The sequence below is a fragment of the Streptococcus mitis genome, assembly GCF_965111735.1.
In the GTDB taxonomy this organism is placed as follows: Bacteria; Bacillota; Bacilli; order Lactobacillales; family Streptococcaceae; genus Streptococcus; species Streptococcus mitis_DR.
The window spans coordinates 320213-339624 of record NZ_OZ217346.1 but is presented as its reverse complement, the minus strand read 5'-3'; the positions used below and the strand labels follow the sequence as shown (position 1 = coordinate 339624).

Genomic DNA, 19412 nt, shown 5'->3' with positions numbered 1-19412 from the left:
CTAAGTGAACTGCTTATTCTTGTTCAGCAGCTTCTTCTGTTGCTTCCGCTTTTGTTGCTTTCTCAGCTTCTTCAGCTTCAAAGGCTGCTTTAGCCTCTTGTGCTGCTTTTTCGCGGGCTTTTTCAAGGTCATCTACGTGGATGACATCTTCGTCCATTCCTTCATCCAAGTCGCGAAGTTCCACTTCTTGGTCATCTTCGTCTAGGACACGCATGTCAAGACCAAGAGATTGCAATTCTTTGACAAGAACTCGGAAGGATTCTGGAACACCTGGTTTTGGAATTGGTTTTCCTTTTGTAATGGCTTCATAAGCTTTCAAACGTCCATTGATATCGTCAGACTTGTAAGTCAAGATTTCTTGAAGGACATTTGATGCACCGTAGGCTTCAAGAGCCCAAACCTCCATCTCACCGAAACGTTGTCCACCAAACTGAGCTTTACCTCCGAGTGGTTGTTGGGTAACGGTTGAGTATGGTCCGACTGAACGCGCGTGCAATTTATCATCAACCATGTGGTGGAGTTTGATCATGTACATGACTCCGACAGAAACACGGTTATCAAATGGTTCACCAGTACGGCCATCGTAAAGGATCGTTTTGGCATCGCTATCCATACCAGCTTCTTTAACAGTTGACCAAAGGTCTTCAGAACTTGCTCCGTCAAAGACTGGTGTTGCGATGTGAATACCAAGAGTACGAGCAGCCATACCAAGGTGAAGCTCCATAACCTGACCGATATTCATACGTGATGGCACCCCAAGTGGGTTCAACATGATATCGACTGGAGTTCCGTCTGGAAGGTAAGGCATGTCTTCTACAGGAACGATACGAGAGACAACCCCTTTGTTTCCGTGACGTCCGGCCATCTTATCTCCGACCTTGATCTTACGTTTTTGAGCGATGTAGACGCGAACCAGCATATTAACACCTGATTGCAATTCGTCTCCATTTGCACGTGTAAAAATCTTAACATCACGAACGACACCATCGGCACCGTGTGGTACACGAAGAGAAGTATCACGCACTTCACGAGATTTATCTCCGAAGATAGCGTGCAAGAGACGTTCTTCAGCTGAAAGGTCTTTCTCACCCTTAGGTGTTACTTTACCTACAAGGATATCGCCTTCTTTAACCTCAGCACCGATACGGATAATACCCATTTCGTCAAGGTCTTTAAGAGCATCTTCCCCAACGTTTGGAATTTCACGAGTAATTTCTTCAGGCCCAAGCTTTGTATCGCGTGTTTCTGATTCGTATTCTTCAAGGTGGACAGATGTGTAGACATCGTCTTTAACCAAGCGTTCGCTCATGATAACGGCATCCTCGAAGTTGTAACCTTCCCAAGTCATGTAGGCAACGATTGGGTTTTGTCCAAGCGCCATTTCTCCATTTTCCATAGAAGGTCCGTCAGCAATGAAATCGCCTTTTTCAACGACATCTCCAACTTTTACGAGAGTGCGTTGGTTGTAAGCAGTACCTGAGTTTGAACGACGGAATTTTTGGATGTGGTAAACATCCAATGAACCATCTTCACGACGAACTTCTACCTTGTCAGCATCTGCGTAAGTAACTTTACCATCATACTGAGCAATCACAGCAGCTCCTGAATCGTGGGCTGCTTGGTATTCCATACCAGTACCAACGTAAGGTGCTTTTGGATTAATCAACGGCACAGCCTGACGTTGCATGTTGGCTCCCATGAGGGCACGGTTGGAGTCATCGTTTTCCAAGAAAGGAATACATGCTGTCGCAACAGCAACTACCTGTTTTGGTGATACGTCCATGTAGTCAACAACATTAGCTGGATACTCTTGGTTGACCCCTTGGTGACGTCCCATGACAACTTTCTCAGCAAATGTTCCATCTTCATTCAGACGAGAATTAGCCTGTGCTACAGTATATTCATCTTCTTCATCGGCTGTCAACCAAACGATTTCGTTCGTAACAACACCTGTTTCACGGTCAACCTTACGGTATGGTGTTTGAACAAAACCATATTTGTTCAAGTGTCCGTAAGATGACAAGTTATTGATCAAACCGATGTTAGGTCCTTCAGGTGTCTCGATTGGACACATACGACCATAGTGAGTGTAGTGCACGTCACGAACTTCATATCCAGCGCGGTCACGTGTCAAACCACCAGGTCCTAAGGCTGACAAACGGCGTTTGTGAGACAACTCAGAAAGCGGGTTGTGTTGGTCCATGAACTGTGACAACTGTGATGAACCAAAGAATTCTTTAACCGCAGCTGTTACAGGACGGATATTGATGATTTGTTGTGGTGTCAAGACTTCGTTATCTTGAACAGACATACGTTCACGGACATTACGTTCCATACGAGAAAGTCCAAGGCGTACTTGGTTGGCAAGCAGTTCACCAACGGCACGGATACGACGGTTTCCAAGGTGGTCGATATCGTCTACACGGCCAAGTCCTTCAGCCAAGTTGAGGAAATAGCTCATTTCAGCAAGGATATCTGCAGGAGTAACGATACGAACCTTGTCATCTGGATTAGCATTACCGATGATCGTTACAACACGGTCTGGATCAGTTGGTGCAACAACCTTGAATTTTTGAAGAACAACTGGCTCAGTCACAACCGCTGCATCATTTGGAATGTAAACAATCTTGTTCAAATCACCATCCAAATGGCTTTCAATACTTTCAATCACGCTACGAGTCATGATTGTACCAGCTTCTACCAAGATTTCTCCAGTTTCAGGATCTACCAATGGCTCCGCAATGGTTTGGTTGAGCAAACGTGTTTTAACATTGAGTTTTTTATTGATCTTGTAACGACCAACTGCTGCTAGGTCATAGCGACGTGGGTCAAAGAAACGAGCCACAAGCAAGCTACGTGAACTTTCAGCAGTCTTAGGCTCACCTGGACGAAGGCGTTCGTAAATTTCTTTCAAAGCTTCGTCGGTACGAGAGTCCATTGGGTTCTTGTGGATATCTTTTTCAACAGTGTTGCGAACCAATTCGCTATCACCAAAGATATCAAAGATTTCATCATCACCTGAGAAACCAAGCGCACGAACCAATGTCGTAAATGGAATCTTACGAGTACGGTCGATACGAGTGTAGGCGATATCTTTTGAGTCACTTTCAAGTTCCAACCAAGCTCCACGGTTAGGGATGACAGTTGAACCGTAGCCCACTTTACCGTTTTTATCAACTTTATCGTTAAAGTAAACACCTGGTGAGCGGACCAACTGAGATACGATGATACGTTCACCACCATTGATGATGAAAGTACCCATTTCAGTCATGATTGGGAAATCACCAAAGAAAACTTCTTGGGTTTTGATTTCGCCTGTTTCTTTATTGATCAAGCGGAAGGTTACAAAAATTGGTGCTGAGTAGCTAGCATCGTGGATACGAGCTTCTTCTAGCGTGTATTTTGGTTCCTTGATTTCATATCCAACAAATTCCAACTCCATTGTGTCTGTGAAGTTTGAAATTGGCAATACATCTTCAAACACTTCCTTCAGACCATGGTCTAGGAAATCTTTGAATGAGTCAGTTTGAATTTCAATCAAATTTGGTAAGTCAAGAACTTCTTTGATTCTTGAAAAACTACGACGGGTACGATGTTTCCCGTATTGAACGTCATGTCCTGCCAAGATGATTCTCCTTTGTAAATAAGTTCCAAGCCTTGTCAATCAGGCTTTTCTAATCGTCATATGGTTTTAAAAACCCCTATCACCGTGTCCTCTTGATGAATTTTCAGAATCTTTAAATCTTTGTTACAAGTACTCAAAATCCTGAAAAAAAGCACAAAAAGAGCAGCTAAATCTGACTTTTTCAGAAGATTTAACTGCTGTGAGCCTTGTCTGGACAATATTTCAGACAAAACCTACGACAAATGATTATTTATATTATACCGTATTTAGCTAGATTTTTCAAGAGGATTGACGAATTTTTGACAAAATCTTTTCCTATAAAAAATGGAATATAGGATACAATCGCTAAAATAAAATTGTCAAATCTTTGTTGATTAGAAATAGTTGCTTAGTAGAGATTTGAGAAAAAGCCTACTTTGCAGTAGACTTAGTTCTTTTCTATTCTAATGGGCACTCTGCCGAAATTCTGCTCTGCTATACCTGGATTTCCCAGTTGGTAAATCTGGTCTGACTTTTGGGTCATGGTATCCCATGGTTCTTTGCCAATTCGGCTGACTAGATGTACCTGCCCTTTCAGAGATTTGAGATGTTGTCTACCTTTTTCGGTAAAACCAAGAATATGAATCCCTTCTGGCAAGTCATTTTCTCTGGCCTGTACCAAGATATAGGTCAAGAGTCGTCGTACACGCGCCTTGGTGTAACGTTTAGTTGCAACCGCCTCGACTAATTCGTCAACAGACTGGGCTGTCTTGATGGCTTCCTTGATGCGCACAGCCATTTCTTGATTGACCTGATAGATGGTAGTTAGGTCGGGATTTGACAAGATTTGATAGCGGAGCAGAGGAAAATAATTTTCCCAGTTCACCTGGCTAGCCTGCTCAAAAAGGGCAACAGATGGCATAAAGCGTTCTAGGAAGTCTTGGTCCTTCTGGTGCTGACGGAGAGCTGTCGCCGAGGCAAAGTCCACATTTTTATCCACAGAATGGTAACCAGCCCCCTGACGCTGAATCGGATGCAACTTGATGTTTCGTCCTGCAACCGCCTTGGCATAAGCCAGAGCAAGGACATGATTGGGTGTATTGCCTGAAAAATCAAGACCTGCAAATTCCTTCCACATAGCCTGTGTCTTCTGGGGATAAGAGAGAGAATCAGGAAGATTTTCCACAAATTTCTCCATCTTAGCACCTTTTTCTGTGTATAAGTCAGCAATTTTCTGATAATCTAGAACTTCCTCCGTCCCAAATGCTAGCCTATCAATACCCAACCGAGCCAAGATATCCACAGCTCCTTGGCCAAAGAAATCAGCAGCCTGAACACTGACTAAAAAGGGCAATTCCACTACCAGATCCGCTCCATTTTCCAGCGCCATCTGGGCCCGTGTCCACTTGTCCACGATAGCAGGCTCTCCACGCTGCATGAAATTCCCAGACATGGCTACGATTTTCAATCCCTCAGCCTGCTCCAGCAGGTATTTGTGCCCATTATGAAAAGGATTGAACTCCGCGATAATACCTGTGATGGTCATGATGTTCTCCTACTTCTGCGCCACAAAAAACCAACGGGTGCTGGTTTCTGTAGGCTCTTTGTCCTCAAAGTCCGCATAGAGTTTGAAGGACTTGAAACCAGCCTGCTCCAGCAAAATATCATAGGTCAAGACCTCATAGGTCCGCTCCTCATGCACTTCATCGTGGCGACTAAAGGAACCGTCAGCCTCCTTGATAAAAAAGGTCAACTCATGCACGATGGAGTGAGGCGCTGCATCCTCATAAGTATCCCAGAGCATTGCAAAATCTTCTGCATTTTCATGATAAGAATAGCCTGGAAAAACTTCATCTGTCTGATAGGTCGAATGCACATCAAAGATAAATACCCCATCTTCGTTGAGGGAATTATATACTTCCTTAAAGACATCCCCTACTTCCACCTCATCCTGCATGTAGCAGATAGAGTCCGAATAACAAGTGACAAAATCATATTGACATGCTTTGGATAAATCCAGCATATTGCCTTCGATAAAATCAATCTTTTGCTTGGCTGAAGCCGCCCTCTTTTCGGCAATTTTCAACATATCCCCACTCAAGTCAAGTCCAGTCACATCAAAACCAGCCTGAGAGAAGCGCACTGATTGAATTCCTGTCCCACAAGCCAATTCCAAGAGTTTCTTTCTCTCCTTGGTCTTAGGCAAGTGACGCAGAGAAAAATCCGTCCATTTATCGTATAAACTATCATCCATCACTGCATCGTAAACAGTCGCAAAGGTTTCATAAGTTGCCATAATCATGATACCAAGAGCCTCCATGGCAAACACCACTCGCCCTATACCTTTCTATCCAATTTTCTAAAATAAGCAAATAAAACCCAGTTGACTGCAACTGAGTTCGTCTTCTAAGCAAGAGCTTCTGAAATATCTACTGACTCTGCCTCATGCCATAGCTTCTCTAGGTTATAGTGGGCACGCATTTCTTCTGAGAAGATATGCACTACAACAGCACCTAGGTCCAGCAAAACCCAGCCTCCCGCTGCATCGCCTTCAACATGGCTACCTTTAAAGCCTGCTTCAGCTACTTTTTCACGGATGTTATCAGCGATAGCGTCCAACTGACGGCTATTCATTGAGCTAGTGATGACAAAATAGTCCGTCACACTAGTCAAATCTTGTACATCAAGTGCAAGGATATCCTCTGCACGTTTCTCATCAGCCGCTTTCACGACTAGTTCTAGTAATTCTTTTTCGTTCATTTAGTCCTCTTTCTAGAAAATATGTTTGTAATCTAGGACATCTGCAAAGCGACCCTCCCAAATGCCCTCATAAAATTCATTTATCGTTTCTGCTGGAATATCATCCCCATCAAAGGTTGTGACAGCACCTTCTGGAATAATCAGCTTATAGCCATATTCAAAGGCAACCTTGACAGAGGTATCCACACAATATTCTGTCTGCATGCCACATAAAACTAATTTTTCAATCCCCTGTTTATCCAAGTATTCTTTTAAGCCAGTTTCTTTGAAAATACTATTATACTTCTTCTGAAAGACCTTTTCATCAGGTTTTCGATTTAAAAGCGCAGATAACTGCCAATCTTCTGATGTTTGGGCTTCAGGATTCTCAATATGTTGAACATAGATAATTTCGATATTCTTGCTTCTAGCCTGGTTTTGTAAATAAGAAATTTTTTCCAATAGACTATTTGTCTGAAAACCGGTTTCCACTAAAATATTCTGAACATCAATGATTATAAAAGCCGTCTTCATTTAGTCCTCTTTCAAATAGTGCACAAAGGCGTTATAGGTTTCAAGGGTTTGGGGATAGATGGGTAATCCCTGATGGGCTAGATGCTCCACGGTACGAACTGTCTCATAAGCTACTGCCTTATTAAGTGACAAACTTGCAATCTCACGCGCTACATCCACTCCAGGAAAGGATCGATTATGCTCGATATAGTCTGCGACATAGATAACCTTATCTAGGTCTGTCATCTGGTCAGCCCCGACTGTATGGATTTCAATAGCTCGCAAGATTTCTAAATCATGCAAATCCAAATCTTCCTGAATCTTATAAATTCCGACCATACCATGCCAGACATTATTGCCCCAGTTTTTGAGGTCAGGGTCTAGCTGATAACGGTCAATCAAGTCTAAGAATTCCTGATCTGACAACTTCTTAGCATAGTCATGAAGAAGGCCTGCTAGTCCTGCTTTCTCGGTATCGACTCTAAATCTCTGAGCCAATTCTATAGCTGCACGCTCCACACCCAAGCAATGGGTTAAGCGTTTCTCGGGTAGAAGCTCTGCCATTTTTTCCAACAAAGCCTCACGGGAACAGTTAATATAGTCTTGATAGCCCATCAGTAAAGCCCCTCCTTCTCGATGTAGTCTAGCACTGGCTGAGGTAGGAGAAAGTTGGGTTTCCGTCCTTGGGCAAGGAAGTCACGCACCATGCTGGATGAGATATCCATGAGAGGCACATCCACCCAGATAACTGGGTAAGAAGTTCCAGCCTTGTAGCGTGGGCGCTGAACCCCCACAAACTGAACCATATCAACTAACTCATCAATTCTATACCACTTAGGCAGATAGTCCACCATGTCGGCACCGATGATAAAGTAATAATCCGTGTCTGGATTCTTCTCAGTTAGAAGCTTCATGGTATCGTAGGTGTAGGAAATACCCTTGCGCTCCAACTCAATGGTTTCAATAGCTAGTCCTTCAATCCCCTCAATAGCCAACTCAAGCATCTTGAGACGATGGTGTTCAGGGATTGTTTCCTTTTTATCTACATGAGGGGGTTGGTATTCAGGCATGAGCAAGACTTGATCCAGTCCCAACTGCTGCCGTACTTGATCCGCAACAATGAGATGGGCATTGTGAACAGGGTTAAAATTCCCCCCTAAAATCCCGACTTGTTTGCGTTTTTTCTCCTTGATTTCTGGCTCCAACTCTACCTTGGTAAAGGGAGTCAATAATTCGATTGCCATAGGCTAGTCTCCTTTATTTCTCTGTAAAAACAGTTATTTGGAGTAGGTTTTTAGATTTCTTTGACTTTTTTAGAAATCTTGCGATTTTCTTTCTTGCTGGATTGTTTAAACAAAATCAAGATGCGTCCGATTTTTTGGACTGTATCCACACCGATTTCTTCTTCCAAGATTTCAGCTACTTCGTGGATGTTTTCATCTGTATTTTGCAAGAGTGTAACCTTAATCAATTCCCGTGCGTCAAGAGCCCGACGGACGCTGGTTTTGATTTGGTCGTTAAGTCCATTTTTCCCGATTTGGATGATGGGTTTGAGAGTGTGTGCCTGACTGTTGAGGAAGGCACGTTGTTTTGATGTTAATGACATAATTTTCTTCCTTGTTTTTTGATAGTTATTTTAGGTGGTGAGGGACGGTCGGAACTAATTTCCCAAAGATCTCATCTTTGAAAAATGGATTTCCTGACCTCATAATTGAGCCTTGGTCTCAATTGTGCCCCTTGCCAATCTAACGATTGGCAAGACCCCACGGCAATAACTATCTCTTTATGAGCTCACTTTGTTCGCTCAGTGATTTTATTTTAAATAATTGCTTTTCGTGCGACGACTGCGACGCCTTCTGGTGCCCAGACGGCGATTTTGGCAGTTCCTGTTACACGAATCCATCCTAGGCCTGAGATGACTAGGTCTGTCTTATCCTTGATGGTAAATACATGCTCAACCAGTTTAGGAAAATCTTCTTTTTCCTTGCTATTTGGTGGTGTCAGGAGAGTTCCGAGGTGCTTATCATAAAAGGCACTGGCTCCTTCTAGCTTGGTACGATGCAATTTGAGTTCATTGTCAAAAAAGGCTGTGAAACCTTGCTTTTCACCTGCAATAAAGTCAAAGCGTCCGAGACCGCCTAGAAACAGGGTTTGTTCAGGATTAAGCTGATAGGTTTTAGGCTTGATTTCCTTTTTGGGGCTGACATACTTGAGGTTTTTGGCTGTCAAGTAGTGAGCCATCTGGTGACGGTGGATAATCCCCGGTGTATCGTAGATATAAGATCCGTCGTCAAGCGGAATCTCAATCTTGTCCAAGGTTGTCCCTGGGAAGCGCGAAGTCGTGATGACATTTTGGTCACCCGTGATTTCTTGGATAATAGCATTGATTAGAGTTGATTTTCCAACGTTGGTCACACCGACCACATAGACATCGCGACCCTTACGGTAGTGTTCAATCTTGTCAATGACTTCCTTAATGGCATGTTTGTTTTGTGCTGAAGTTAGGACGACATCGACTGGACGAAGTCCTTCTTCGTGGGCACGTTCCATGAGCCACTGGCTAATCTTGCCCGGCTTAACTGACTTAGGTAGGATATCTTTTTTATTTCCCACCAAGAGGACATCATTGCCCGAGACAAAACGTGGCAAGCCTGGGATGACAGAGCCATTAAAATCAAAGATATCAATGACATTGACCACTAAGGCATCACTGTCTCCCACCTCGTGCAAGAGCTTTAGGAAATCATCGTCCGTCAACTGGACATCCGTGATTTCATTGTAGTGACGGAGACGGAAACAACGTTGGCAATAGACTTCGCCAGTTTCCAAACCTTTTTCAAGTGCCGACTGGGGGGTAAAACCAAGACCAGCCTTGTCTGTCGTCTGAATGGTTGCTCCACAACCAATACAGAGAATTTCTTCCATAGTTAAATTCCTTTTTTATATGTAATCGGTCCGTACTTTTCAGTGATTTTTCGCATCACACGGCGCTCACGAGCTCGGTTAATTTGCGTTTTGATCGAGTCATGTTGGACCAAGGGTTTGACTAAAATCGAGCGAATGCCAGCACGGTGGGCTGCTCGAATATCTGTCATGAGCTGGTCGCCAACCATGACAACTTCACTTTTCTCATAGTGGAATTCCTTCATTGCACGATTAATCCCAAATGTGAAGGGCTTCAAGGCCCAGTAAACGTAATCAATTCCAAATTTTTCAACTGCTCGTTGAACTCGTTTTTTGGTGTTATTTGAGACCACAATGATGCGAATACCCGCTTCACGGATATCATGTAGCCATTGCTTCATTTCTGGTGTCCCATCAGGGTTGTTCCAAGCAATGAGGGTATTGTCCAAATCGACCAAAACAGCCTTGATTCCATGCGCCTGCAGGCTTGGGACTGTCAGATCATAGACTGCTTCCACAGCAAAGTCTGGCATGTAGTTTTCAATCACCATTTTGGCTCCTTTTCTTTTATTTTCTAGTAATTTTCTTCAGCCATTGAGATAAGGCCACCCATAAAATCAAGCTAGTCATTAAGATATAAATCCAAGCATTTGGCTCTTCTGTAAATGGTAGAGGAACATTCATTCCGAAGAAACCTGTAATAACCGCAAGTACTGCTAGTAAGACGGAGATAATAGTCAAAATTGACAAACTATCATTCAAGTTATTGTTTAGGATGTTGTTGTAAGAAGCTGAGAGTTGTTGCAAGACTTGAGAAATCAAGTCTGTCATAGACACCAACTGATGGGCTTCAATCATGGCATCATCAAACTGCTCTCGTTCGACATCATTAAATCTCCGATAAAGAGCATGGCCCTGGATATGTTCCAAGAGGAGTCGATTTTGTTTTGCTGCTGCTGTCAAGTAAACCATACCAGTCTCCAAGTCAGAGAGGGCGAAGAGATTTTTCTTTGTTGTAGTTTGACGTAGCAAGGCACTAATTTCGTCCTTACTTTTATCCATCTCTTCAATGACAGGATAATAAGCGTTACTGATAATCTCTAAACCAGCAAAGAGAAACTTGTAAATAGAAAGCGACTCATGGCTATCCAGATAAGCTGACATCTGATCAATGACATAAGCATTCTTATGGTTGCTGATGGTAATCATTCGTTGTCTTTCGACGATAAAGGTCATGGGAATCGCTTCATAATATTCTTTGTCTTTTTCTAAATCAAGAACATTATAAATAAAGGTTACCGTCTCCGTTTCACGGTTATAATCCATATGAGCTCGTTCATTTCTATCCAGAGCATACTCAATGGTTTCCTTGTCCAATCCATAGATGTCAGAAAGATCTTCCATATTTTTAATCTTATCCACATCAAGGTCTATCCAGGTACAACCATTGCCCAACTGCTTTTCTAAAACCATCTTTTCTCCTTTATTAAACTCTTTCTATTGTACCATAAATCTGCTAAAATTTCAGGCCTGGTCTGTACGAGAGAAATTGCTGACGACGGTGATATTCCGATTGGGAACGAAGTGCAGAACCTGGTCTTCTCCTCTGAGTTGCGTTGTTCGAATGCCGACACTGACAACCTTGCCCGAGACAGTAATAGGACCATTTGTCAAAACGACCTCATCTCCCACATCCAGTTGACGTTCAAAGAGGATGAAAAAACCATTGATGACATCAGACAGAAAACCTTGGGCTCCCATACCAATAGCCACCCCAGCTATCCCAGCACCTGCTAGTAAACTAGAAACTGGCAAACCCAAAATAGACAAGATACAGTAAAGCAAAAAGAAATAAAGGGTATAATTAAACACATTCTCTAATAAACGTGAAATGGTTTTCTGACGCCCGACATCATGACGAGACATTTTTAGAGAAGGTTTAACAATTCTCTGCACCATGGTATGGAGCAATTTCTTAGCTATATAAAAGAGTAAAAATAAGAATAACAGAGAAATTAACTTGGTTAAGATATTTTCAATAATCGTTGTTATATCAAGCTTATTGAGGTAGGTTTGAATAAATTCTTTCATAGAAAACTCCTTTCATTTATTATACCATACTTTTACAAGTGATGAATCTCCATAAATATTCAAAAATAACAGCCAAAATAGACAGAAAATTCTTGATTTTAGCTCATATTTATACTATAATCATAAACATTACACAACAAAGGAGATTGTTATGAAAAAATTCATTCATGCTTGGAATAAGGCGAGTCTAATCAAACGAATTTTGATTGGCATGCTTATTGGAGGAACCCTAGGGCTGACACTTCCTAACATTTCAGGAATTGGTTTACTTGGAGATCTCTTTGTTGGTGGCCTTAAAGCCATCGCACCTATTCTAGTCTTTGCCCTCGTTGCTAACGCCCTTTCCCAACATCAAAAGGGCCAAGATAGCAATATGAAAACGGTCATCTTCCTTTACTTGGTGGGAACCTTTGCAGCTGCACTTATCGCTGTACTAGCAAGTTTCATCGTACCTGTTGAAATTACCCTAAATAGTGCTAATACCGATATTGCTCCACCAGATGGGATTGGACAAGTCCTCAGCAACCTCTTGCTCAAACTGGTTGACAACCCAGTCAATGCCCTTGTCACAGCCAACTACATCGGTATCCTATCCTGGGCAGTTGTTTTCGGGATTGCTATGAGAGAAGCCAGCAAAAATAGTAAAGAATTGCTGAAAACCATAGCTGATGTGACTTCTAAGATTGTCGAATGGATTATCAACCTAGCTCCATTTGGTATCCTTGGTCTTGTCTTCAAAACCATCTCTGATAAGGGAATCGGAAGCCTCGCTAACTACGGAATCTTGCTTGCCCTCTTGGTGACAACTATGTTCTTTGTCGCTCTGGTTGTCAATCCATTGATTGCCTTTCTCTTTATGAAGAGAAATCCTTATCCCCTCGTTTGGAAATGTTTGCGTGTCAGCGGTGTTACAGCCTTCTTTACTCGTAGTTCTGCGGCGAACATCCCTGTCAACATGAAACTTTGTCACGACCTTGGACTAGATCCAGATACCTATTCGGTTTCTATCCCACTCGGTTCTACTATCAACATGGCCGGAGCAGCGATTACTATTAACGTTTTGACCCTTGCTGCAGTAAATACTTTGGGAATCCCTGTTGACTTTGCGACAGCCTTTGTACTCAGTGTAGTAGCAGCAATCTCAGCCTGTGGTGCTTCTGGTATCGCTGGAGGATCCCTCCTTCTTATCCCCGTTGCTTGTAGCCTTTTCGGTATTTCTAACGATATTGCCATGCAAGTTGTTGGGGTTGGATTTGTGATTGGTGTCATTCAAGACTCATGTGAAACAGCCCTCAACTCTTCTACAGATGTCCTCTTCACAGCTGTTGCCGAATACGCAGCATCCCGTAAGAAATAACTCATAAAGACAAGCCTGCTCAGGTCTTGTCTTTTCCGCTTTTATCTAACTTACTAGGAAATCCTTATGTCTATTAGCCAACGTACGACCAAGCTCATCTTAGCTACCTGTCTTGCCTGCCTTCTTGCTTATTTTTTCAATCTCTCCTCAGCAATTTCAGCTGGAATCATCGCCCTCTTGAGCCTATCCGACACCCGTAGAAGTACCTTAAAACTGGCCCGCAATCGGCTCTTTTCTATGCTTCTAGCTCTTACTATTGGCGTTTTGGCTTTTCACTTGAGCGGATTTCATATCTGGAGCCTTGGCCTCTATCTAGCCCTCTATGTGCCTCTAGCCTACAAGATGGGCTGGGAGATTGGCATCACACCAAGTAGCGTTTTGGTTAGCCATCTCTTAGTGCAAAAGTCAACCTCTCCAGACCTCCTAGTCAATGAATTCCTTCTCTTTGCTATCGGTACAGGATTTGCCTTGCTGGTTAATCTCTACATGCCTTCACGAGAAGAGGAAATTCATCACTACCACACATTGGTAGAAGAAAAGTTAAAAGATATCCTCCAACGCTTCAAATATTATTTATCCAGAGGGGATGGACGCAACCGAGCACAGCTGGTTGAAGAATTGGACACCCTTTTGGAAGAAGCACTCAGACTAGTCTATTTGGATCACTCTGACCACCTCTTTCACCAGACCGATTACCATATTCACTACTTTGAGATGAGACAGCGACAAAGTCGCATCCTGCGAAATATGGCCCAGCAAATCAACACCTGTCACCTAGCTGCTAGTGAGAGCCTGATTTTGGCCCAACTCTTTTCAAAAATTGCAGGTCAACTGAGCCAGACCAATCCTGCTTCTGATTTACTAGATGAAATTGAACGCTATCTGGAAGTCTTCCGTAATCGCAGTCTGCCAAAGACAAGAGAAGAATTTGAAACCCGTGCCACCCTTCTTCAACTCCTACGTGAAGCAAAAACCTTCATCCAAGTAAAAGTTAATTTTTACAAAAAATATGGACAGTAATACTCTTCGAAAATCAAATTCAAACTACGTCAGCTTTACCTTGCCGTACTCCAGTACAGCCTGCGGCTAGCTTCCTAGTTTGCTCTTTGATTTTCAGGCTCTATAATATTTGTAGTGGGTAAATCCCCTATGGATATTATGGAGCCTATTTTGTTGTAGAAAAAAAGTCCCATATGACCTATAATGAAAAGCGACAAAACAACTCATTAGAAAGAATCATATGGAACAATTACATTTTATCACAAAACTACTCGACATTAAAGACCCCAATATCCAATTTATGGACATCATCAATAAGGATACACTCAGGGAAATCATCGCCAAACTGGACTACGACGCCCCTTCTTGCCCTGAGTGCGGAAGTCAAATGAAGAAATATGACTTTCAAAAACCGTCTAAGTTCCCTTACCTCGAAACAACTGGTATGCCTACTAGAATTCTCCTTAAAAACGCCGTTTTAAGTGAACTGCCCCCCAAAAGTTAGACAGAAAAAATCTAACTTTTGGGGTGTTTTTATTATGAAATTAACTTATGATGATAAAGTTCAGATCTATGAACTTAGAAAACAAGGATATAGCTTAGAGAAGCTTTCAAATAAATTTGGGATAAACAATTCTAATATTAGGTATATGATTAAATTGATTGATCGTTACGGAATAGAATTCGTCAAAAAAGGAAAAAATCGTTACTATTCTCCTGATTTAAAACAAGAAATGATTCATAAAGTCTTACATGAAGGCTGGACTAAAGATAGAGTTTCTCTTGAATATGGCCTCCCAAGTCGTACGATACTTCTTAATTGGCTAGCACAATACAAGAAAAACGGGTATACTATTGTTGAGAAAACAAGAGGGAGAGTACCTAAAATGGGACGTAAGCCAAAAAAGAGACCTGAAGAGAGGACAGAATTAGAACGTCTTCAAGCAGAAAATGAGTACCTGAGAGCGGAGAATGCTATCCTAAAAAAGTTAAGAGAACTCCGATTGAAGGAGGAAAAAGAGAAAGAAGAAAGACAGAAATTGTTCAAGAATTAATGACTGAGTTTTCGTTAGATATTCTTCTAAAAGCCATTAAACTAGCTCGTTCGACCTACTACTATCACTTGAAACAGCTAGAGAAACCAGATAAGGACCAAGAGCTTAAAGCTGAAATTCAATCCATTTTTATCGAACACAAGGGAAATTATGGTTATCGTCGGATTCATTTAGAACTAAGAAATCGTGGTTATCTGGTAAATCATAAAAGAGTTCAACGCTTGATGAAAGTACTCAATTTACAAGCTAAAATGCGACAGAAACGAAAATATTCTTCTCATAAAGGAGACGTTGGTAAGAAGGCAGAGAATCTCATTCAACGTCAATTTGAAGGCTCTAAAACAATGGAAAAGTGCTACACAGATGTGACAGAATTTGCCATTCCAGCAAGTACTCAAAAGCTTTACTTATCACCAGTTTTAGATGGCTTTAATAGCGAAATTATCGCCTATAATCTTTCAACTTCACCCAACTTAGAACAAGTAAAAACGATGTTGGAACAGGCATTCACAGAGAAGCACTACGAGAATACGATTCTCCATAGTGACCAAGGCTGGCAATATCAACACGATTCTTATCATCAGTTTCTAGAGGATAAGGGAATTCAAGCATCCATGTCACGTAAAGGTAACAGCCCAGACAATGGTATGATGGAGTCCTTCTTTGGGATTCTGAAATCGGAAATGTTTTACGGTTATGAGAAGTCGTTTCAGTCGCTTAAGCAATTGGAACAAGCCATTGTAGACTATATTGATTACTACAACAATAAACGAATTAAGGTAAAACTAAAAGGACTTAGCCCTGTACAATACAGAACTAAATCCTTCGGATAAATTAATTGTCTAACTTTTTGGGGGCAGTACAAAGTGCTATCAGTGCTCTAAAATGACGGTCGCTGAGACTTCTCTCGTCAAGAAGAATCACCAAATCCCTCGTATCATTAATCAAAAAATTGTTCAAAAGCTGATTGAAAAGACTTCTTTGACCGATATTGCTCATCAGCTGTCCATTTCAACTTCAACTGTTATTCGCAAGCTCAATGACTTTCACTTTAAACATGATTTTTCTCGCCTTCCACAGATTATGTCCTGGGACGAGTATATCTTTACAAAGGGAAAGATGAGTTTCATTGCGCAAGATTTTGAAAAGCTCAATATCACCGCTGTTCTTGAAGGTAGAACACAAGCTATTATCCGAAATCACTTTCTTAAATATGATAGGGCAGTCCGATGTCGAGTGAAAATCATTACTATGGATATGTTTAGTCCCTACTATGACTTGGCTAGAAAACTTTTTCCGTGTGCTAAAATCGTTCTAGATCGTTTCCATATTGTACAACATCTAAGCTGTGCTATGAGTCGTGTGCGTGTCCAAATCATGAATCAGTTTGAACGAAAATCTCATGAATACAAGGCTATCAAACGCTACTGGAAACTCATCCAACAGGATAGTCGTAAACTTAGCGCTAAACGTTTTTATCGTCCTACTTTTCGTATGCACTTGACCAATAAAGAGATTCTAGACAAGCTTTTGAACTATTCAGAAGACTTGAAACACCACTATCATCTCTACCAGCTCCTGCTTTTTCACTTTCAGGACAAGAAGCCTGACAAATTTTTCGGACTCATTGAAGACAATCTGCAGCAGGTTCATCCTCTTTTTCAGACTGTCTTTAAAACCTTTCTAAAGGACAAAGAGAAAATTGTCAATGCCCTTCAACTACCCTATTCAAACGCCAAATTAGAAGCGACCAATAATCTCATCAAACTTATCAAGCGCAATGCCTTTGGATTTCGAAACTTTGAAAACTTCAAAAAAAGGATTTTTATCGCTCTAAACATCAAAAAAGAAAGGACGAAATTTGTCCTTTCTCGAGCTTAGCTTTTCTTCAACCCACTACAGTTGACAAAGAGCCAAATTAAAAAGCTAGAGTTCCGCAATTGGAAATCTCTAGCTTTTTTGTGGCTGAGAACTATTTTGTCTCAGGTTCTTTATCACTCTGTTTCTATAGATGATTAAAATCTATTTCACATGTTTTGCGAGTTCTTCTTGCGCTTTTTTATTGGATTCTCCTTTTTCTTTCATCCATTTATCTTGAGCTTTTTGATATTCATCTGCAGTGACTGCCTTGTCTTGAAGTTCAAGGTATTTGTATCGGAGCGGATCGCTTGTCCCCTTGTTACCTGAGAAAGAGAAAGGTAAAGTAAATGGTACCATCTTAGACAAGATTGGACGACCAGTTTTAGAAGTTGTTGGGATGACTAAGGCACTATCTGTCAACCAAGCTTGAGCTTCGGCATACTTGTTATAACGTTTTGTAACATCTGTAGTTTCTTCACCTGCTTCATTGACCATTTTATCATAATCATTGAGACCAACCTTCTTAGCCGCCTCATTGTCTTTTCCTGAATCAAATCCTAGGTAAGTTCTCGTATTTTCCCCTACAGAAGGCTTGATGATGTCAAGATAAGTTGATGGATCTGAGAAGTCTGGTCCCCATCCAACGTTATCAGAAAGATCCCAATCTTCGCCAGCAGCAGTTTGTGCAAATAAAGTGACATTAAGTACTTCATCTTTTTGCAACTGTTGAATATCAATAATGACATTATCAGTTCCTAAAGTTGCCTCCAAGGATTGTTTCATAGATTGGACGCGCTGAACTTTTGTAGTTGCTGTTTGGTCAACAGGCATATCTAGGTGAATTGGGAATTGTACTCCCTCAGCTTGTAGAGCTGATTTGGCTTTGGCAAATTCAGCCTTGGCTTTTTCTGGATTGTAAAGACCATCTTGTGCATCGGCAAGGTTCACATCCTTCCATTCATCCCCATAAGTCACCAATTTTTCTTTGACCATATCTCCAAAGTTTTTACCATCTGCTTGAACAAATGTTGGTGGAACAAAGATATTACGTAAGATTTTGCTTGCTCCAGTTTGTCCATTCAACTGAGAGGCATAGGCCGTACGATCAAAACCAAAAGCAATCGCCTGACGGAAATCCTTGTTTAAGAGAGCCTTTTTAGTAGATGTCTTTTGTTCTTCGCTAGTCTTAGAAGTATATTTGTAGGACTGACGGTCAATATTTGTCCCCACTACATAAGTCGTAGAATCTTGTTGTGTATAGACAATATTATCCTTCATCTCTTTCTCAAGCTCTGCAAAACTTGCACTAGTTGGATAGAGACGAGCTGCTGTTAAGCTACCATCTTTAAAGTTTTCTGCAGGTTTACTAGTATCTTGACCATCCCAGAATGACAATTTCACTTTGTCAATATGGACATTGTCTTTATCCCAGTAGTTAGGATTTTTCGCAAATTCAACAGCAGATTTGGTTACAATAGATTTCAACAAATAAGGACCATTGTACAAGATACTACTTGGATCTGTTGCTTTGGCAAAATCATCCCCTTTTGAGTTCAAAAACTCTTCATTAACTGGTGCCAAGACACCCATGGTTGTTTTAGAATTCCAAAAACTTTCAGGTTTGTTCAAAGTGTATTGGACTGTTTGATCGTCAATCGCTTTAATCCCAACTTGAGAGAAATCTTTATTTTCCCCTTTAGCGTATGCGTCCAAACCTTTAATTGAATCTTGTACCAAGTAAAGGGCTTCTGATTTCTTATCTGTCGCATATTTAAGACCTGTCACAAAGTCCTGAGCCTTAACAGGAGCATACTCTTCTCCCTCAGATGTATACCACTTAGCATCCTGACGAATCTTATAAGTGTAAGTCAAGCCATCCTTAGAAACTGACCAGTCCTCTGCCATTGAGGGAATAAGGTTCCCGTATTTATCATTCTCAAGCAATCCATCAATCACATTACTAGTAATATCAGCAGTCGCTGCCTTACCAGTTGTTAAGTAGTTGAGATTATCTGGGTCTGTCTCATAGGTAAATGCAAAAGTCTGCTCACCTTTAGTAGCAGAACCACCAGAACAAGCCGCTAAGACACCAGCTGCTAATAAAGTGACTCCCGCAAGAGCCAATACTTTCCTTGTTTTCATAGTATTCTCCTTTGTTTTTCTATCCATTATAGACTCTTTTTTAAGTCCTGTCAATAGAATTTTCTGAATTTTAGAAAATTATTTTTTAAACAATATCTTTGCAAAAATATGAATAATATCAAAAAATCCCTTAACTACATTAGGTAGT

The 19412-nt window shown here is 41.4% G+C and carries 16 protein-coding genes and 2 pseudogenes; 5 read left to right on the top strand and 13 right to left on the bottom strand.

The annotated features are described in order from the left end of the window. Positions 1 to 13 precede the first annotated feature (13 nt). The 12 genes from rpoB to ACLV7W_RS01595 form a co-directional block, all read right to left on the bottom strand. A complete protein-coding gene (gene rpoB, locus ACLV7W_RS01650; RefSeq protein ID WP_045612333.1) occupies positions 14 to 3625 on the bottom strand; it encodes a DNA-directed RNA polymerase subunit beta in 3612 nt (1203 codons plus the stop codon). 427 nt (positions 3626 to 4052) lie between these two features. Then, complete coding sequence (locus tag ACLV7W_RS01645; protein ID WP_153209919.1) at positions 4053 to 5150, bottom strand: nucleotidyltransferase; 1098 nt, start codon at positions 5148 to 5150, stop codon at positions 4053 to 4055. Positions 5151 to 5159: 9 nt separating this feature from the next. Beyond that, on the bottom strand, positions 5160 to 5900 hold the full coding sequence (locus ACLV7W_RS01640; RefSeq protein ID WP_411865929.1) for a class I SAM-dependent DNA methyltransferase: 741 nt from the start codon (positions 5898 to 5900) through the stop codon (positions 5160 to 5162). A gap of 110 nt (positions 5901 to 6010) precedes the next feature. After that, complete coding sequence (rsfS, locus tag ACLV7W_RS01635) at positions 6011 to 6364, bottom strand: ribosome silencing factor (protein ID WP_049550925.1); 354 nt, start codon at positions 6362 to 6364, stop codon at positions 6011 to 6013. Positions 6365 to 6376: 12 nt separating this feature from the next. Continuing rightward, positions 6377 to 6877, bottom strand: coding sequence for a cysteine hydrolase family protein (locus tag ACLV7W_RS01630; RefSeq protein WP_261011921.1), 501 nt, complete (start codon positions 6875 to 6877; stop codon positions 6377 to 6379). Beyond that, positions 6878 to 7471 carry a bis(5'-nucleosyl)-tetraphosphatase (symmetrical) YqeK gene (yqeK, locus tag ACLV7W_RS01625; RefSeq protein ID WP_411865314.1) on the bottom strand — a complete coding sequence of 198 codons (594 nt, stop codon included), beginning with the start codon at positions 7469 to 7471 and terminating at the stop codon, positions 6878 to 6880. Then, positions 7471 to 8100 (bottom strand): nicotinate-nucleotide adenylyltransferase, encoded by a 630-nt coding sequence (locus tag ACLV7W_RS01620; RefSeq protein WP_045612187.1) that lies wholly within the window; start codon positions 8098 to 8100, stop codon positions 7471 to 7473. The genes yqeK and ACLV7W_RS01620 overlap by 1 nt, the downstream gene beginning before the upstream one ends. A gap of 50 nt (positions 8101 to 8150) precedes the next feature. After that, positions 8151 to 8462 carry a ribosome assembly RNA-binding protein YhbY gene (gene yhbY / locus ACLV7W_RS01615; RefSeq protein WP_045612188.1) on the bottom strand — a complete coding sequence of 104 codons (312 nt, stop codon included), beginning with the start codon at positions 8460 to 8462 and terminating at the stop codon, positions 8151 to 8153. 212 nt (positions 8463 to 8674) lie between these two features. Then, a complete protein-coding gene (yqeH, locus tag ACLV7W_RS01610) occupies positions 8675 to 9781 on the bottom strand; it encodes a ribosome biogenesis GTPase YqeH (RefSeq protein WP_411865313.1) in 1107 nt (368 codons plus the stop codon). 2 nt (positions 9782 to 9783) lie between these two features. After that, entirely contained in the window at positions 9784 to 10311 is a 528-nt protein-coding gene (locus ACLV7W_RS01605; protein WP_411865312.1) for a YqeG family HAD IIIA-type phosphatase, read from the bottom strand. Positions 10312 to 10327: 16 nt separating this feature from the next. Beyond that, positions 10328 to 11233, bottom strand: coding sequence for a magnesium transporter CorA family protein (locus tag ACLV7W_RS01600; RefSeq protein ID WP_000242267.1), 906 nt, complete (start codon positions 11231 to 11233; stop codon positions 10328 to 10330). 51 nt (positions 11234 to 11284) lie between these two features. Beyond that, entirely contained in the window at positions 11285 to 11851 is a 567-nt protein-coding gene (locus ACLV7W_RS01595) for a mechanosensitive ion channel family protein (RefSeq protein WP_045612191.1), read from the bottom strand. 151 nt (positions 11852 to 12002) lie between these two features. Between ACLV7W_RS01595 and sstT the strand changes: the two genes are divergently transcribed. The 5 genes and pseudogenes from sstT to ACLV7W_RS01570 form a co-directional block, all read left to right on the top strand. Then, positions 12003 to 13208 carry a serine/threonine transporter SstT gene (gene sstT, locus ACLV7W_RS01590; protein WP_049544799.1) on the top strand — a complete coding sequence of 402 codons (1206 nt, stop codon included), beginning with the start codon at positions 12003 to 12005 and terminating at the stop codon, positions 13206 to 13208. A 66-nt stretch (positions 13209 to 13274) separates the two neighbouring features. Further along, positions 13275 to 14228 (top strand): aromatic acid exporter family protein, encoded by a 954-nt coding sequence (locus tag ACLV7W_RS01585; protein ID WP_411865311.1) that lies wholly within the window; start codon positions 13275 to 13277, stop codon positions 14226 to 14228. Between the two features lie 220 nt (positions 14229 to 14448). Then, a pseudogene (locus ACLV7W_RS01580) lies at positions 14449 to 14690 on the top strand (transposase family protein); the annotation flags it as partial. 56 nt (positions 14691 to 14746) lie between these two features. Then, positions 14747 to 16095 (top strand): IS3 family transposase gene (locus tag ACLV7W_RS01575; RefSeq protein WP_411865310.1). Its coding sequence is split into 2 segments (ribosomal slippage): positions 14747 to 15188 and positions 15188 to 16095, totalling 1350 coding nucleotides; the frame shifts between segments, so codons are not numbered across the junction. Positions 16096 to 16126: 31 nt separating this feature from the next. Continuing rightward, positions 16127 to 17143: pseudogene (locus ACLV7W_RS01570) on the top strand (ISL3 family transposase); the annotation flags it as partial. Positions 17144 to 17284: 141 nt separating this feature from the next. Here the strand turns inward: ACLV7W_RS01570 and ACLV7W_RS01565 are convergent. Then, a complete protein-coding gene (locus ACLV7W_RS01565) occupies positions 17285 to 19264 on the bottom strand; it encodes a peptide ABC transporter substrate-binding protein (RefSeq protein WP_411865309.1) in 1980 nt (659 codons plus the stop codon). Positions 19265 to 19412: the final 148 nt, after the last annotated feature.

Bases quoted from the DNA above. Each gene is read 5' to 3' on its own strand.
- yhbY (WP_045612188.1), bottom strand. From the start codon at position 8,462: ATGTCATTAACATCAAAACAACGTGCCTTCCTCAACAGTCAGGCACAC.
- yqeK (WP_411865314.1), bottom strand. From the start codon at position 7,471: ATGGGCTATCAAGACTATATTAACTGTTCCCGTGAGGCTTTGTTGGAA.
- ACLV7W_RS01565 (WP_411865309.1), bottom strand. From the start codon at position 19,264: ATGAAAACAAGGAAAGTATTGGCTCTTGCGGGAGTCACTTTATTAGCA.
- ACLV7W_RS01640 (WP_411865929.1), bottom strand. From the start codon at position 5,900: ATGGCAACTTATGAAACCTTTGCGACTGTTTACGATGCAGTGATGGAT.
- ACLV7W_RS01595 (WP_045612191.1), bottom strand. From the start codon at position 11,851: ATGAAAGAATTTATTCAAACCTACCTCAATAAGCTTGATATAACAACG.
- ACLV7W_RS01605 (WP_411865312.1), bottom strand. From the start codon at position 10,311: ATGGTGATTGAAAACTACATGCCAGACTTTGCTGTGGAAGCAGTCTAT.
- yqeH (WP_411865313.1), bottom strand. From the start codon at position 9,781: ATGGAAGAAATTCTCTGTATTGGTTGTGGAGCAACCATTCAGACGACA.
- sstT (WP_049544799.1), top strand. From the start codon at position 12,003: ATGAAAAAATTCATTCATGCTTGGAATAAGGCGAGTCTAATCAAACGA.
- ACLV7W_RS01600 (WP_000242267.1), bottom strand. From the start codon at position 11,233: ATGGTTTTAGAAAAGCAGTTGGGCAATGGTTGTACCTGGATAGACCTT.
- rsfS (WP_049550925.1), bottom strand. From the start codon at position 6,364: ATGAACGAAAAAGAATTACTAGAACTAGTCGTGAAAGCGGCTGATGAG.
- ACLV7W_RS01620 (WP_045612187.1), bottom strand. From the start codon at position 8,100: ATGGCAATCGAATTATTGACTCCCTTTACCAAGGTAGAGTTGGAGCCA.
- ACLV7W_RS01645 (WP_153209919.1), bottom strand. From the start codon at position 5,150: ATGACCATCACAGGTATTATCGCGGAGTTCAATCCTTTTCATAATGGG.
- ACLV7W_RS01630 (WP_261011921.1), bottom strand. From the start codon at position 6,877: ATGAAGACGGCTTTTATAATCATTGATGTTCAGAATATTTTAGTGGAA.
- ACLV7W_RS01585 (WP_411865311.1), top strand. From the start codon at position 13,275: ATGTCTATTAGCCAACGTACGACCAAGCTCATCTTAGCTACCTGTCTT.